The sequence below is a fragment of the Streptomyces sp. NPDC001135 genome, assembly GCF_053598395.1.
In genome coordinates this window covers 101,481-116,944 of record NZ_JBSFKD010000001.1, presented here as the reverse complement: position 1 = coordinate 116,944, position 15,464 = coordinate 101,481, and the positions used below count along the sequence as shown (strand labels likewise).

15 protein-coding genes are annotated in these 15,464 nt (G+C 71.2%); 5 read left to right on the top strand and 10 right to left on the bottom strand.

The genetic code is table 11. The annotated features are described in order from the left end of the window. Positions 1–171 precede the first annotated feature (171 nt). From ACWC94_RS00660 to ACWC94_RS00650, 3 genes are all read left to right on the top strand, one after another. A complete protein-coding gene (locus tag ACWC94_RS00660) occupies positions 172–1,308 on the top strand; it encodes an ABC transporter ATP-binding protein (protein ID WP_450794153.1) in 1,137 nt (378 codons plus the stop codon). A gap of 209 nt (positions 1,309–1,517) precedes the next feature. Beyond that, on the top strand, positions 1,518–1,979 hold the full coding sequence (locus ACWC94_RS00655) for a hypothetical protein (protein WP_450794152.1): 462 nt from the start codon (positions 1,518–1,520) through the stop codon (positions 1,977–1,979). 62 nt (positions 1,980–2,041) lie between these two features. Continuing rightward, entirely contained in the window at positions 2,042–2,773 is a 732-nt protein-coding gene (locus ACWC94_RS00650) for a nucleotidyltransferase family protein (protein ID WP_450794151.1), read from the top strand. 60 nt (positions 2,774–2,833) lie between these two features. On the opposite strand, the gene ACWC94_RS00645 is transcribed toward ACWC94_RS00650, so the two are convergent. The 7 genes from ACWC94_RS00645 to ACWC94_RS00615 all read right to left on the bottom strand — a co-directional run bounded on the left by ACWC94_RS00645 (position 2,834) and on the right by ACWC94_RS00615 (position 9,641). Next, complete coding sequence (locus ACWC94_RS00645; RefSeq protein ID WP_450794150.1) at positions 2,834–4,519, bottom strand: DoxX family membrane protein; 1,686 nt, start codon at positions 4,517–4,519, stop codon at positions 2,834–2,836. A gap of 128 nt (positions 4,520–4,647) precedes the next feature. Beyond that, positions 4,648–5,589, bottom strand: coding sequence for a 23S rRNA (guanosine(2251)-2'-O)-methyltransferase RlmB (gene rlmB / locus ACWC94_RS00640; RefSeq protein WP_450794149.1), 942 nt, complete (start codon positions 5,587–5,589; stop codon positions 4,648–4,650). Positions 5,590–5,679: 90 nt separating this feature from the next. Further along, positions 5,680–7,080, bottom strand: a complete 1,401-nt coding sequence (gene cysS, locus ACWC94_RS00635) for a cysteine--tRNA ligase (protein ID WP_450794148.1) — start codon at positions 7,078–7,080, stop codon at positions 5,680–5,682. A gap of 59 nt (positions 7,081–7,139) precedes the next feature. Beyond that, positions 7,140–7,544 carry a PPOX class F420-dependent oxidoreductase gene (locus tag ACWC94_RS00630; RefSeq protein ID WP_450794146.1) on the bottom strand — a complete coding sequence of 135 codons (405 nt, stop codon included), beginning with the start codon at positions 7,542–7,544 and terminating at the stop codon, positions 7,140–7,142. Positions 7,545–7,601: 57 nt separating this feature from the next. After that, positions 7,602–8,099: a 2-C-methyl-D-erythritol 2,4-cyclodiphosphate synthase gene (gene ispF / locus ACWC94_RS00625; protein ID WP_450794145.1), complete on the bottom strand. Its 498-nt coding sequence runs from the start codon at positions 8,097–8,099 to the stop codon at positions 7,602–7,604. Continuing rightward, a complete protein-coding gene (ispD, locus tag ACWC94_RS00620) occupies positions 8,089–8,841 on the bottom strand; it encodes a 2-C-methyl-D-erythritol 4-phosphate cytidylyltransferase (protein ID WP_450794144.1) in 753 nt (250 codons plus the stop codon). The genes ispF and ispD overlap by 11 nt, the downstream gene beginning before the upstream one ends. A gap of 317 nt (positions 8,842–9,158) precedes the next feature. After that, on the bottom strand, positions 9,159–9,641 hold the full coding sequence (locus ACWC94_RS00615; RefSeq protein ID WP_003953493.1) for a CarD family transcriptional regulator: 483 nt from the start codon (positions 9,639–9,641) through the stop codon (positions 9,159–9,161). A 603-nt stretch (positions 9,642–10,244) separates the two neighbouring features. Here ACWC94_RS00615 and ACWC94_RS00610 point away from each other — a divergent pair. Further along, positions 10,245–10,937, top strand: a complete 693-nt coding sequence (locus ACWC94_RS00610) for a DUF461 domain-containing protein (protein WP_450794143.1) — start codon at positions 10,245–10,247, stop codon at positions 10,935–10,937. A gap of 82 nt (positions 10,938–11,019) precedes the next feature. Here ACWC94_RS00610 and ACWC94_RS00605 read toward each other — a convergent pair whose 3' ends face one another. Together ACWC94_RS00605 and ACWC94_RS00600 are read right to left on the bottom strand one after the other, a co-directional pair. Then, entirely contained in the window at positions 11,020–11,700 is a 681-nt protein-coding gene (locus ACWC94_RS00605; RefSeq protein WP_030342036.1) for a response regulator transcription factor, read from the bottom strand. Next, the gene (locus tag ACWC94_RS00600) at positions 11,697–12,956 is read right to left on the bottom strand and encodes a sensor histidine kinase (protein ID WP_450794142.1); all 1,260 of its coding nucleotides are present in this window, start codon (positions 12,954–12,956) and stop codon (positions 11,697–11,699) included. The genes ACWC94_RS00605 and ACWC94_RS00600 overlap by 4 nt, the downstream gene beginning before the upstream one ends. A 180-nt stretch (positions 12,957–13,136) precedes the next feature. Here ACWC94_RS00600 and phoU point away from each other — a divergent pair, with 180 nt between their 5' ends. Further along, complete coding sequence (phoU, locus tag ACWC94_RS00595) at positions 13,137–13,826, top strand: phosphate signaling complex protein PhoU (RefSeq protein ID WP_450794141.1); 690 nt, start codon at positions 13,137–13,139, stop codon at positions 13,824–13,826. A 324-nt stretch (positions 13,827–14,150) separates the two neighbouring features. Here phoU and ACWC94_RS00590 read toward each other — a convergent pair whose 3' ends face one another. After that, positions 14,151–15,317: a GAF domain-containing protein gene (locus ACWC94_RS00590; protein WP_450794140.1), complete on the bottom strand. Its 1,167-nt coding sequence runs from the start codon at positions 15,315–15,317 to the stop codon at positions 14,151–14,153. Positions 15,318–15,464: the final 147 nt, after the last annotated feature.

Genomic DNA, 15,464 nt, shown 5'->3' with positions numbered 1-15,464 from the left:
CCTGTCGAAAATTTCCGCGAAGTTCCCAAGGGCCGGGGTGCTGACAGAACGCGTGAACGCCAGGTAGCGTCCTGAGCCAGTTCGCGCAGTTCACCTGGGTGGACTACACCACCACCTTCCTACAACGGATCGTCCGGCACGTTCCTGCCGGTAGAAGGGGGCCCATTCACCATGGCCACTGTCACGTTCGACAAGGCGACCCGGATCTACCCGGGTTCCACCAAGCCCGCCGTCGACGCGCTCGACATCGCGATCGAGGACGGCGAGTTCCTCGTCCTGGTCGGCCCGTCGGGCTGCGGAAAGTCCACCTCGCTGCGGATGCTCGCGGGTCTGGAGGACGTCAACGGCGGCGCCATCCGCATCGGTGACCGCGACGTCACGCACCTGCCGCCCAAGGACCGGGACATCGCCATGGTGTTCCAGAACTACGCCCTCTACCCGCACATGACCGTCGCCGACAACATGGGCTTCGCGCTCAAGATCGCCGGCGTCAACAAGGCGGAGATCCGGCAGAAGGTCGAGGAGGCCGCGAAGATCCTCGACCTGACCGAATACCTGGACCGGAAGCCGAAGGCCCTGTCCGGCGGTCAGCGCCAGCGTGTCGCCATGGGCCGCGCCATCGTGCGTGAGCCGCAGGTCTTCCTCATGGACGAGCCGCTGTCCAACCTGGACGCCAAGCTCCGGGTGAGCACCCGTACGCAGATCGCGTCCCTGCAGCGCCGCCTCGGCATCACCACCGTCTACGTCACCCACGACCAGGTCGAGGCCATGACGATGGGCGACCGGGTGGCCGTGCTCAAGGACGGTCTGCTGCAGCAGGTCGACTCGCCGCGCAACATGTACGACAGGCCCGCGAACCTCTTCGTCGCCGGCTTCATCGGCTCCCCGGCCATGAACCTGGTCGAGGTCCCGATCACCGACGGCGGCGTGAAGTTCGGCAACAGCGTGGTGCCGGTCAACCGGGAGGCCCTGACGGCCGCCTCGGACAAGGGCGACCGCACGGTGACCGTCGGCGTCCGGCCCGAGCACTTCGACGTGGTCGAGCTGGGCGGCTCCGTCGCCGCCTCCCTGTCCAAGGACACCGCGGACGCGCCGGCCGGTCTCGCCGTCTCCGTGAACGTCGTCGAGGAGCTGGGCGCCGACGGTTACGTCTACGGCACCGCCGAGGTCGGCGGCGAGGTCAAGGACCTGGTGGTCCGCGTCAACGGCCGCCAGGTGCCGGAGAAGGGCTCCACCCTGCACGTCGTGCCGCGGCCGGGCGAGATCCACGTGTTCTCCACGTCCACGGGCGAGCGCCTCTCCGACTGAGCAGCGCGTTTGCACCCACGTTGACGAAAGGGGCCCCGCGGAGTGCCGCGGGGCCCCTTTCGTGTGAGACATACCCCCGGATATATCCCGGCAGACCGATCATTTCGGGCGTGGCACGTCAACCCCCTACCCAGAAAAAAGCGGCACCCCATCCCCCAAAGGGGTGACTAAATGTCGCCAAATCATTACCCCGCGCTACCCTCACACGCGTGAAGCACTCCACCACGCCACAGACGCGACGCGGCCATCGGGGCGGCCCTGCCCGCCGGATCGGCCGCACTCTCGCCCTCGTCCTGCCCGTCGTCCTGGTGCTCTCCGGGACCCTCGCGGTCACCCGGGTCAACTGGACGGGGAGCCCCTCCAGCTCGGCGCTGGCCGCCTCGGACGTCTCCTCGGCGGCGCTCTCCGCCAAGACGGCCTCCCGCGCCCCGCAGGACGTGCTCCGCGACCGGCTGATCACGGAGCTGCAGAAGAAGGACCCGGGGGTCGTCCTGACCCACCTCCAGCAGGCGGTCAACGGCCACCCCTCGCTGGCCAAGCACTGCGCCTCCATCGCCCGCTCCCTCGGCCAGGCCGCGGCACGCATGTACGGCGTTCCGCGCGCCCAGTCCTACGCCCGCCCGGTGTGCGACACGTCGTTCGCCTCGGGCGTCCTCGCCGCGCGCGGCTGACGGCTCCCGAGGAACGCGCCGCTGCCGGCCGGTCCGGGCGGGGCGCCACGTACAGTGCGGTCATGACCCATCCGAACGCCGCGTCGCGCCCCACTCAAGCCGTGGTCCTGGCCGGTGGCCAGGGCTCCCGGCTGCGTCCCTACACCGACGACCGGCCCAAGCCGATGGTCGAGATCCCCGGCACGGGCACTCCGATCATCGGCCACCAGCTGACCTGGCTCGCCGAGGAAGGCGTGACCGACGTGGTGGTCTCCTGCGGCCACCTCGCCGACGTCCTGCAGAAGTGGCTGGACTCCGCCGACCTGCCCGTCTCCGTCACCACCGTGGTGGAGACCGAACCCCTCGGCCGCGGCGGCGGCCTCAAGTACGCCGCCGCGCATCTCCCCCGCCCCGACCGGCCCTGGTACGCCACCAACGGCGACATCTGGACCCGCTTCTCCCTGCGGGACATGGCCGACTTCCACACCGAGCGGGATGCCGTCGCGACCTTGGCCCTGGCTCGGCCGCGTATCCCCTGGGGCGCGGTGAAGACCGACGGGTTCGGGCACATCACCGACTTCATCGAGGCTCCGCCGTCGACGTTCGAGATCAACGCGGGTGTGTACGTCTTCTCGCCCGAGTTCGCGGAGTCGCTGCCCGAGCGGGGGGACCACGAGCGGACCACGTTCCCCGGGCTGGCCCGGCAGCGGAAGCTGTTCGGGTTCCCCCTTCCGCAGGGGGCCTACTGGCGGGCCATCGACACGGCGAAGGACCTGACCGAGGCGGCCAAGGAGCTTGCGGCTCTGGGGCGGTAGTCGTCGGCAAAGGGCCCCGTACCTCCACTGGTACGGGGCCCTCTCCGCTGTGTGGGACGGTTACCCGAGCAGGCCGCCCACCAGGCCCTCCTGGCCGCCGGACGCGTTGCCGCCGGAGCCGCTCGCGCCGCCACCCGAGGACGAGTTGCCGGTCGACGTGCCACCGGTGCTCGTCGGGCCGGCCGTGGTACTGGGGGCGCCGCCGGTCGGGGAGGACTGGCGGGGCGGGGTCCGGCCCATGGTGCCCTGGGTCTGGCTGGGGGCCGCGGTCGTACCGCCGGCGGCCTTGGTGGCGCCCGGGGTGGACGCCGCGCCGGACGGGCTCGCGCCGGCCGTGGCGCCGCCCGTGGGGGAGCTGGAGGCCGGCGGTGTCGTCTTGTGCCGGCTGCCGGTGTCCTGCGGGAGCGGGGAGCCGGGGAGGTTGTTGCGGGGGGCCTCGCCGGGGCCGGGGACGACCACGCGGCTGGAGTCGCGTACGGCGCCGCCGAGCAGGGAGCCGACCAGCAGGGTGAGCCCGACCGTGACGAGGGTGATCAGCGCGCCGCGGCGCAGGACGAACTGGCGCAGGTCCCAGATGTCGGCGCGGGGGCCGAGGCGGCGCCAGGCACCGGCCGCGATACGGCCGTCCACGGAGTAGACGGGGGCGCCGGCGATGATCAGCGGGGACCAGGCGGCGAGGTAGATGATGTCGGGGGCGTCGTAGGCGGGGACCGTCTTCCAGCTGACGGTGACGATCAGCGCGGCGGAGAGCAGGGCGCCGACGACCGCGGCCACGCGCTGCCAGCAACCCAGGACGGTCAGGACGCCGACGACCACCTGGAGGAAGGCGATGACCAGGCCGGAGCCGACCGGGTGGTGCAGGGCGAACTGGCGCAGCGGTTCGGCGACGTCCCACGGGTGCAGGGTGTTGAGCCACGTGACCATCGAGCCGCGCTTGCCGCCGTCGAAGTAGACGGGGTCGCACAGCTTGCCCATGCCGGCGTAGATGGAGATGAAGCCGAGGAAGATGCGCAGCGGGAGCAGGACCACGCCGAGGTTCATCCGGCGCCCGGGGTAGTAGGCGTGCCGGGACGGGTCGTCCGCGTGGCGCCTGGCGGTGCGGGCGGTGCCGGGCTCGGACGCGTCGTCGTAGCCCTCGGGGTCGTCGTGGTCGTCCGGGTCGTCGTGACCGTCGTACGGCTCGAGGTCGGCGTCCGGGTAGGGAGGGTCGTCGTAGGCGCCGCTCACCGGGCGCATGTGCGGCAGCAGGCGGGTGCCGTCGGCGTCGGGGGCGGTGCGCTGGTGGCCGACGACGGGGGTCTCGACGGTCTGGTCCAGCGCGTCGTAGGTGTCGGCGTAGCCGGTCTGGACGCGTGGGATGACCTGGGTGGCTCCGGCCTCGGGCTCGTCGGCGTGGCGGACGCTGCTGCCCCGCACGGCCTGGAGGAGCCGGTGGGCGCCGGTGTCGTCGGGGGCGGACTTGCCGCTCCACACGACGGGGCGGCGTCGGCCGGTGGCTCCGGCCCGGCCCGCGGCGCCCACGAGCGGCATGCGGGAGGGGTCCTGGGCGGCACTCAGGAGCCGGGTGATCCGCGGGGATTGGGCGCGCCTCGCCGACGCGCCCAGCTGCACGCGGAAACTGACGTGATTGACGATGACCTGCGCCGGATCGCTCGGCACCTTCACCATGCTCAGCGCGGGAGCGTCGTCGTATCCCGACGAACGGTCCCCCGTGGGTGTGCGGGGTGTTCTGGTGTCCACACGCATCTAACCGAGTGACGTGGTGTTAGGACACTGCTTTGACGGGGCGGATGTGTCCGGACCCCGTCAAAGCGGCCTCGAACGCCATATGGGCGTCGTAATTCCCCCGCAGGGGTGAACTTCCGGACGGTTGTTCAGCTCCGCCTGCTGGCCGCCTCGTACAGGACGATCCCGGCCGCGACACCCGCGTTCAGCGACTCGGCGCCACCCGGCATCGGGATGCGCACGCGGAAGTCGCAGGTTTCACCGACGAGGCGGGACAGGCCCTTGCCCTCACTGCCGACGACGATGACGACGGGGCCCGCCAGGGCCTCCAGGTCGCCGAGTTCGACCTCGCCGTCCGCCGCCAGGCCGACGACCGTGATGCCGGCCTTCTTGTACGCCTCCAGCGTCCGGGTGAGGTTGGTGGCGCGGGCGACCGGGGTGCGGGCGGCCGTACCGGCGGAGGTCTTCCAGGCGCCGGCGGTCATGCCGGCCGAGCGGCGCTCGGGCACGACCACGCCGTGACCGCCGAAGGCGGAGACGGAGCGGACGACCGCGCCGAGGTTGCGCGGGTCGGTGACGCCGTCCAGCGCGACGACCAGCGGGTCCTCACCCTCGTCGGCGGCGGCGTCGAGCAGGTCCTCGGGGTGCGCGTACTCGTACGGCGGGACCTGCAGGACCAGGCCCTGGTGGTTGAGGCCGTTCGTCATGCGGTCCAGCTCGGGGCGCGGGGCCTCCATCAGGTTGATGCCGCCGCGCTCGGCGGCGAGCTGGAGGGCCTCGCGGACCCGCTCGTCGTTGTCGATGAACTGCTGGACGTACAGGGTCGAGGCGGGGACGCCCTCGCGGAGTGCCTCGACGACCGGGTTACGGCCGACGACCAGCTCGGAGGTCGACTTGCCGCCACGGCCCCGGGCCACGGGGCGGCGCGCGGTCTGCTTCGCCTTGGCCGTGGCGATGCGGTTCTTCTTGTGTCCCTTGCGCATCTCGGCGGGCGGGGTCGGCCCCCTGCCCTCCAGGCCCTTGCGCCGCTGGCCGCCACTGCCGACCTGCGCGCCCTTCTTGCCGGACATGCGACGGTTGTTCGCGGCCATGACCTACCTGTTCTCTGCGAAAAAGTGTGCGTACGTCTATGCAGTGTGCCGCCCGGGGAGCCGGGCGGCACAATCGATCAAGGGCCTGCGCTAGCGCGGGCCCAGGGTCCAGCGCGGGCCCTGCGGGCCGTCCTCGATGACCAGGCCCGCCTGGCCCAGCTGGTCGCGGATGGCGTCGGCCGTCGCCCAGTCCTTGCGGGCGCGGGCGGACTCGCGCTGGTCGAGGACCAGGCGGACGAGGCTGTCGACCACGCCGTGCAGGTCCTCGCTCTGGTCGGACTCCCCCGCCCACCGCGCGTCCAGCGGGTCCAGGCCGAGGACGCCCAGCATGGCCCGCACCTCGGCGAGCCGGGCCACGGCGGCTTCCTTGTCGTCGGCGGCCAGCGCGCTGTTGCCCTGCCGGACGGTGGTGTGCACGACTGCCAGGGCCTGCGGGACGCCCAGGTCGTCGTCCATCGCCTCGGCGAAGGCGGGCGGGACCTCGGCGGCCGGTTCCACACTCTTGCCGGCCAGCTCGGTGACCCGCTGCACGAAGCCCTCGATCCGCGCGAACGCCGACTCGGCCTCGCGCAGCGACTCCTCGCTGTACTCGATCATCGAGCGGTAGTGCGGGGTGCCCAGGTAGTAGCGCAGCACGATGGGCCGCCACTGCTTGACCATCTCGCTCACGAGCACGCTGTTGCCGAGCGACTTGGACATCTTGTCGCCGGCCATGGTCACCCAGGCGTTGTGCACCCAGTACCGGGCGAAGTCGTCGCCGTAGGCCCTGGCCTGGGCGATCTCGTTCTCGTGGTGCGGGAAGATCAGGTCCAGGCCGCCGCCGTGGATGTCGAACGCACTGCCCAGGTACTTGTGCGCCATCGCCGAGCACTCCAGGTGCCAGCCCGGACGGCCCGCGCCCCACGGCGTCGGCCACGTCGGCTCACCCGGCTTGGCCGCCTTCCACATCGCGAAGTCCCGCGGGTCACGCTTGCCGGTCTCGCCCTCGCCGGACGGCTGCAGCAGGTTGTCGAGCTCCTGCCGGGACAGCTGCAGGTAGTGCGGGAAGGACCGTACGTCGAAGTAGACGTTGCCGTCGGCGGCGTAGGCGTGCCCGCGGTCGATGAGGCGCTGCATCATCTCGACCATCTCGGTGATGTGGCCGGTGGCGCGCGGCTCGTACGTCGGTGGCAGGCAGCCCAGGGCGGTGTAGCCCTCGTTGAAGGCGCGCTCGTTGTCGTACCCGATCGACCACCAGGGCCGGCCCTGCTCGTGGGCCTTGGCGATGATCTTGTCGTCGATGTCCGTGACGTTGCGGACGAACGTCACGTCATAGCCGCGGTAGGCGAACCAGCGGCGCATGATGTCGAAGTTGAGCCCCGAGCGGATGTGCCCGATGTGCGGTGCCGCCTGCACGGTGGCGCCACACAGGTAGATCGAGACGCAACCCGGCTTGAGCGGGGTGAAGTCACGGATCTGCCGGGCGCTGGTGTCGTACAGGCGAATAGTCACCACTCCAGGGTAGTGGGCGCGAGAGGGTGCCTCACGCCCCTTCCCCGCAATGCCGGGCCTCAGAGCCTCCCGACGACCTTCCGGGGCGTGATGCGTACGACCACTCGCTGGGCGTCGTTGACCGAGTCGGGGTTGAAGTCGGCGTACTTCCGGCCCGTGTACTTCTCGCTCAGCTCGTCGATGAGTTCCGGGGCGCCGTCGGTCGTCGTCTCGGCGGTGCCGCGGATCTCGGCGTACTCGTAGGGCTGGTCCGGGTCCATGACGACAACCGTCACGCGGTTGTCACGGTCCAGGTTCTTCTTCTTGCGGCGGTCGACCGTGGTGGAGAAGAGGAGGTCGTCGCCGTCGCGCTTCACCCAGACCGGTGACAGCTGTGGGCTGCCGTCGGGCTGGACGGTGCCGACGACGATGAACACCTTGTCGTCGAGCAGGGACTTCAGACGGTCGGACAGTACGGCGGACATGGGCACCCTCCGGAGTCCAGGGATCACTGGTGGTCGTGTGGGTACCCTCGCACGCCCTCAGCTCACCCGCACCACGAGTGCCGTCGCCACCGCCATCAGCCCCTCCTCCCGCCCCGGGAAGCCGAGGCCGTCGGTCGTGGCGCCGGAGACGGAGACGGGCGCGCCGGCCGCCTCGGAGAGGATCTTCTGGGCCTCGTCGCGGCGCTTGCCGATCTTCGGGCGGGGGCCGACCACCTGGACGGCGATGTTGCCGATGGTGAAACCGGCCTCGCGGACGATCCGGGCCGCCTCGGTGAGGAGGGTGGTCCCGGAGGCTCCCGACCACTCGGGGCGGCCGGTGCCGAAGTGCTGTCCGAGGTCACCGAGTGCGGCGGCGGAGAAGAGGGCGTTGCAGGCCGCGTGGGCGACGACGTCGGCGTCGGAGTGGCCGGCCAGCCCGGGCCCCTCGCCCTCCCACTTCAGGCCCGCGCACCACAGCTCGCGCCCCTCCTCGAAGGCGTGGATGTCGGTGCCGATGCCCACCTGGGGGAGGATCAGCGGCTGCTCAGAAGCCATCGTTGAGCCTCCTGCGGGCGAGGACCGCCTCGGCGAGGACCAGGTCGAGGGGGCGGGTGACCTTGAAGGCCTCCTCGTGACCGGGGACGGCGACGACCGTCATGCCCAGCTGTTCGACCATGCTCGCGTCGTCGGTGACGTCGCCGGTGACGGTCTCGTGGGCGCGGATCAGGGTCGCGCGGTCGAAGCCCTGGGGCGTCTGGACGGCGCGCAGGCGGGCCCGTTCGGGGGTGGCGACGACCGGCTCGGGGGCGCCGGGCTCGGCCGCGGGCTCGACCTCCTTGACGGTGTCGGCGAGCGGCAGCGCGGGGACGACGGCGGGGACGCCGTCGCGTACGGCCTCGATGACCGCGTCGACCGTGTCGACCGGGACCAGCGGGCGGGCCGCGTCGTGGACGAGGACGACGCCGTACTCGGGCGGCAGGGCGGCCAGGCCGAGCCTGACCGATTCCTGGCGGCTGTCCCCGCCGGGGACGACCAGGAAGTCGGTTCTTTCGGGCAGGGCGTGCGCGTCGAGCAGGGACTTGACCTCGGCGGCGCCGTCCGGCGGGGCGACGACGATCACCAGGGAGACATGGCGGGACGCGGCGAGCGCGCGGACCGCGTGGATGAGCATGGGTGTGCCGTTCAGCGCGCGCAGCGCCTTGGGGGCGCCCGGACCGAGGCGTACGCCCCGGCCGGCGGCTGGAATCACGGCGGCGACGGGGGTCGGCGCGGGCGAAGGGCGCGATTCGTCAGACATCGGTTCCTGTCAGGTTTGTGTGCTCGACCTAGGTGGGTATGGCCTGGAGGAGTGCCGGGCGCGACGCCTTGACCGGACCCTTTCCGTGACCCTGGTCGAGCCATCTGCCCGGGCCCGGCACATCAAGTATCGGGGGGCTTGCTGCTCGGGGGCTTTCCGAAGAACACGCAAGAGCGGCGAAGAGCGGGGCTTTTCCGGGGTCCGGCGCCATGGGTACGAACATGCCGCAGCGCCCGGCGACAGGATCAGTGTCATCGGGCACCGCGGCATTTACTGTGCTGAGCGTGGCGGGAGCGAAGGATCGCTGCCGTGGCGCGTCAGGAGGCGAGCACCTCGTCGAGCAGGGCTTCGGCCTTGTCCTCGTTCGTGTTCTCCGCGAGAGCCAGCTCGCTCACCAGGATCTGGCGGGCCTTGGCGAGCATGCGCTTCTCACCGGCGGACAGTCCACGCTCGCGCTCACGACGCCACAGGTCACGCACGACTTCCGCGACCTTGATGACATCGCCGGAGGCGAGCTTCTCCAGGTTTGCCTTGTAGCGACGCGACCAGTTCGTGGGCTCCTCGGCGTACGGCGCGCGCAGCACCTCGAAGACCCGGTCCAGCCCGTCCTGACCGACCACATCACGCACGCCGACGAACTCCGCATTGTCCGCTGGCACACGTACCGTCAGGTCACCCTGGGCGACCTTCAGCACCAAGTAGGTCTTGTCCACGCCTTTGATCTGGCGAGTTTCGATGGCCTCGATCAGCGCGGCCCCGTGATGGGGATAGACCACGGTGTCGCCAACCTTGAACGTCATGTGACAGGTACCCCTTCCGTGGCTATCCAGGGTAACACGGATACGGCGTCTTCTGAATGGCGTTTTCGCAGGTCAGGGCATATCTCGGGGCTTGACAACTGCGACAGGAACGTGCTGCGAGGGGCCTGCGGAACGAGGAATTCGCAGGTCGGAGGGGCTCTTCGGGCGAGGAGAAACGCGTACGTTACACACTTCCGGAGCCGTCTCCAAGTGGATGAACGTCCCGTTTTGTCCGGTTCCAGGCGTGCGACTTCCGCTACTCCGTTCGGTGGCCCGAGACGGATCCGAGCCGATTCCGAAATTGATCAACGGCTCCCGGACGGGTGGCGCGTGATCAATATCCGGGCCCGTCGCGCATTCCTTCACGGAAATTTTGCGAGCGGTTATGTGAATGCCGGACGAGCGCCCGGCAAAGTGACTGGAGGGTCACCTGTGACAGGAGTGGCGAAGGCCCGCGGTACCCCCAGCCGGAGGGAAGCGGGGCGCTCGGGGAGGGTCGGGTGCAGCCGCCCGGGAACGGCTCGGTAACCTAAGGCCGCTGACAGACACTTAGGGTGGCTTTACAAGAGGAGCCGCCCGCGCGTTCAAGGAGTTGCCGCCGCCGTGAGCAGCAGCCTTCGACGCGGCGCTCTCGCCGCCTCCGCCATCGTCTTCTCGATCGCCTCGCTCGCCGCCTGCGGCGCCGGCAACAACTCACAGACCCTGGAGGTCAAGCCGGACAACGCGGCCACCAGCGTCGGCGACATCAAGATCCAGAACGCCACGGTCATCACTCAGCCCGACCTGAAGTCGACGGGCCCGGCCGTGATCTCCGCGACCCTGTTCAACTCGGGCAAGGACCCGCAGACCCTGCAGTCGATCACCATCCCGGGCAGCAACGAGACGGTGAAGCTGACCGCGGCCAAGGGCGGCGACCTGACCGTCCCGGCGCACGGCTCCCTGATCCTCGGCGGCAAGGGCAACGCCTCCGCCGAGATCCCCAACGGCCACGCGTCGGTCCAGAACGGCAACGCGCAGAAGGTGACCTTCACCCTCAGCACGACCGGTGACGTGAGCCTGCGCGCCTACGTGGTCCCGGCGACCAGCTACTTCGACAAGTGGGGCCCGAGCCAGATCCCGTCCGGCCCGGCGACGAACTCCCCGGCCCCGGGCGCCTCCGGCAGCGGCAAGCCGCACAAGGGCGGCAAGGCGAGCCCGTCGTCCTCCCCGAGCGACACGGCGAGCAGCCCGGCGAACACCGCGAGCACCGGCGCCACCCCGAGCGACTCCGCGTCCCAGTCGGCGGCCGGTCGCTGAGCACCGGGGCACGGACGAAGGGCGGCACCCCTTGCCGGGGTGCCGCCCTTCGTCATGGCCGCCTGCGGGAGGGCCGTACGGTCTACGGCTCGAACTTGTAGCCCAGACCCCGCACCGTCACCAGGTAGCGCGGGGCTCCCGGGTCCGGTTCGATCTTGGCGCGCAGGCGCTTGACGTGGACGTCGAGGGTCTTGGTGTCGCCCACGTAGTCGGCGCCCCAGACGCGGTCGATGAGCTGCATGCGGGTCAGCACGCGGCCGGCGTTGCGCAGCAGCATCTCCAGCAGGTCGAACTCCTTCAGCGGGAGGTCGACCTTGGAGCCGGCGACCGTCACCACGTGGCGGTCGACGTCCATGCGGACCGGGCCGGCCTCCAGCGCGGCCGGGGTGACCTCCTCCGGCTCGCCGCGGCGGCGCAGCACGGCCCGGATACGGGCCACCAGCTCGCGCGAGGAGAAGGGCTTGGTGACGTAGTCGTCGGCTCCTATCTCCAGGCCGACGACCTTGTCGATCTCGCTGTCCTTGGCCGTCACCATGATCACGGGGACGTTGGAGCGGCCGCGCAGCTGGCGGCACACCTCCGTGCCGGGCAGACCCGGCAGCATCAGGTCGAGGAGGACGAGGTCGGCGCCGTTGCGCTCGAACTCGTCGAGTCCGTCGGGGCCGGTGGCCGCGACGGCGACCTCGAAGCCCTCCTTGCGGAGCATGTACGACAGGGCGTCGGAGAAGGACTCCTCGTCCTCGACGACGAGCACTCGGGTCACGGAAGGACCTCCGGGGCGGGAAGCGGTTCGTACGGGGATGACTCGGGGGCGCCGCCGTCCTCGTCGTCTTCGTCGAGGTCGGGGTGCTGGTGCGCGCGGTCGCGGGCCGCGCCCGCCTCCGGCAGCCTGAGGGTGAAGGTGGAGCCCTGGCCTTCGGCACTCCAGACCGTGACCTCCCCGCCGTGCGAGGCGACCACGTGCTTGACGATCGCGAGGCCGAGACCGGTGCCTCCGGTCTGCCGGGAGCGGGCCGGGTCGACGCGGTAGAAGCGCTCGAAGATGCGCTCCTTGTCCTTGTCGGAGATGCCGATGCCCTGGTCCGTCACGGCCAGCTCGATCATGTCGCCGCCGGGTGCGTTGACCCGGCGGGCGGCTATGCCGACGCGGGTGCGGGCCGGGGAGTAGTTCACGGCGTTCTCGACCAGGTTGCCGAGGGCGGCGGCCAGCTGGCCCCGGTTGCCCCAGACGGCCAGGTCCGCCGTGCCGCCGGCGGCCATGGTGATCTGCTTGGTGCCGGCCTGGTGGCGGCAGCGGTCGACGGCCTCGGCGACCAGCTCGTCCACGCGGACGGGCTCGGCGTCCTCCAGCGGGTCGTCGTTCTGCACCCGGGACAGGTCGATCAGCTCCTGGACCAGGTTGGTCAGCCGGGTCGCCTCGATCTGCATGCGGCCCGCGAAGCGCTGCACGGCCTCCGGGTCGTCGGAGGCGTCCATGACCGCCTCGGAGAGGAGGGAGAGCGCGCCGACGGGCGTCTTCAGCTCATGGCTCACATTGGCCACGAAGTCGCGCCGTACGGCCTCGATCCTCCTGGCCTCGGTCAGGTCCTCGACCAGCAGCAGGACCAGGCGGGAGCCGAGCGGGGCCACGCGCGCGGAGACGGCGAGGGCCTCGCCGCGTCCGGTGCCGCGCCGGGGCAGATCCAGCTCGACCTGCCGTATCTCCCCGTCCCGTCTGGTGTCCCGGGCCATCTGGAGCATCGGCTCGACGGAGAGCTTGCCGCCCCGCACCAGCCCGAGGGCGTAGGCGGCGGAGCTGGCCTTGACGACTGTGTCGGCCTCGTCGAGGACGACGGCCGAGGAGCGGAGCACGGACAGTACGGTGTCCACGCCGGGCGGGAGTACGGGATCGGTGTGCAAGGAAGTCCTGGTCGGTCGCTTCTGGTCGCGTTCGCTCCAGCGGAACGCCAGCATGGCGATGACGCCGGTGAGCACCCCGGCGATCGCTGCCGCTGCGGCGACCGCCGCGTTCACGTCCATGCCTCCAGGTTAAGCAGCGGGTACGACATGACCCCAGCCGTCGAGGTGGGACCTCGGACACTCGTCGCCCAGAGTTCACCTTGGAGCCAGGATTGGTTCATTTGGGGTGGCAGAAACGGACGCGTGCGGGGCAGAACGTGGGAGCGTGGGGACCAAGCACACCTATGAGAGGGAACCCTGATGCGGGACGCGTACCACGAGGAACTTGACTCGATCGGCGACGGTCTGGTGGAGATGGCCCGGCTGGTCGGGTCGGCGATCGGGCGCGCCACGACCGCCATCCTGGACGCCGACCTGAAGCTGGCCGAGAGCGTGATCGAGGGCGACCAGAAGGTCGACGAGCTCCAGCACGACCTGGAGGCGCGGGCCATAGCCCTGCTCGCCCGGCAGCAGCCGGTGGCGACCGACCTCCGTATCGTCGTCACCTCCCTGCGGATGTCCGCCGACCTGGAGCGGTCCGGTGACCTGGCCCAGCACGTGGCGAAGCTGGCGCGCCTGCGCTTCCCCCAGCGGGCCGTCCCCCAGGACCTGCACGCGACCATCCTGGAGATGGGCCAGCTCGCGCAGCGCCTGATGGCGAAGGCGGCCGAGGTCATCATCACGAAGGACATCGACCTCGCCCTCCAGCTGGAGCAGGACGACGACGAGATGGACCTGCTGCACCGCACTCTTTTCCAGCACCTGATCGACGAGCGCTGGAAGCACGGCATCGAGACCGCGGTCGACGTCACCCTGCTGGGCCGCTACTACGAGCGGTACGCCGACCACGCCGTGGCCGTCGCCAAGCGCGTCGTCTACCTCGTCACGGGCGAGCACGCGGACGAACTCCAGCAGGACATCCAGCCGGTGACGGGCGTCGAGGGGGCGTGACCCGGCGCCTCCGTGCGCCGTTGATGCGCCCGGGGATTCGGGCATGAAATGGACGAGGGCACCCCTGCCCCAGCGTCTAGGAGGGACCCATGGCCGAATCCCCCAGCACCACGCCCGACCCCACACAGGAGCGCGACACCGACCAGCCCGCCCCCCTCACGAGCCTTCCGCTGATCGGCGCGTGCGGGTGCGGCTCGGGCTGCGGGTGCGGGTGCCAGTCGGGCGCGCCCTGCCAGTGCGGCTGACGCACGGCACGACGTCGTAGGACCGGTAGGGCCGGTGTGAACGCGATTCACACCGGCCCTACCGGCGTACGGTCCCCGGTCACGGCCGTTGGGCGCGCCCGTGCAGGTCCTCCAGGGCATCGCGAACGGTGTTCGTGCGGTGCCAGTCCAGCCAGGCCCCCGCCTCCCGCGCGACCCGGTCCAGCGCACCGAGTTCGGCCCCGGTGTAGGCGTGCCCGGGCCGGTCGTAGTGGGTGGAGAACATGCCCTGCGGCCGGCCGGCCGGCCCCGGGATGGGGGTGCACTGCAGCGAGCGGATGTGGGCGGCGAGGAGCACCGCCCGGGAGGACTCGTCGTAGACCGGTGTGGTGGCGACGTCGTCGACGACGACCCGCTCGCGTTTGCGCGCGGCGTGCCCGCAGGCGGTGCTGGTGTCGTCGATCATGGCGAAGAAGTGCACGAACTCGGTGGAGAAGCCGCAGTGCGACTCCAGGCGCAGGGTGTTGTCGCTGGCATCGATGAGCTGGACGTTCGCCATGGTCGTGCGGGTGATCGCGCAGGCGGCGTCCCGCAGCGCGTCGAGGAAGTCCGGCAGGGACGGCGGCCGGTCCGCCGTCCCGGCGATGAACCCGACGACGGGCTGGGGAAGCCGGATCCGGCCCGGGAACCAGGCCGTGCCGACGCGGGGTGGCGGGGCCTGGGCGAGGGCCGCCGCGAGCGGGACGGCGCCGAGGCCGTGGGCACGGCCGACGACCCGGAGCAGGGCGGCGGCACCGAGGGCGTGCCGCAGGCCGTACCGCTCCATGAGGATGCCCTGCGCGCGGGCGACGAGGGCGTGCGCGAGCAGCTCGTGGCGCAGTTCGACGGCGTACAGGCGCAGGTGGGAGCCGTCCGGCGCGGCGGCCGACGTGAGGACGGCGCTCAGCGCTTCGGACACCGACGGGTACAGCCCGCATCCGGTGGCCCCGGGCAGCCGCACCCCGGCCAGGACGGCGGCCGGCTCGGCGGGGCAGGCGGCGAGGAACACCCGGCGGCCGTGCTCGGCGGCACCCTCGGCGAACCGGTCCAGGGCCTTGGCGGCGGGGGCCGACAGACGGTGCAGACCGCTCAGGTCCAGGACGAGTTGGGTGTGGCCGGGGGCGCGGAGCGCGGCGTCCAGCTCGGCACCGGAGTCGGCGTCGCCGCACAGCGCGAGCACCGTCAGCCGCCCGGACGCCAGTCCGGGCATGGCCAGTTCCGCCACGGTCCGGCAGGAGAAATGCTGCATCGCGGGCCCCTGCCCTGCTGCCACGGAACCACCCGGACCCCGCAGCTCGGTCCCCCTCTCAGCGTAGTCACGCGCAAGGGACGAGTCAGCCCTCCGCACCGGCGAGTGCACCTGCTCTGCGGCGAGCGCGCGGGCTTTGTACGGGGC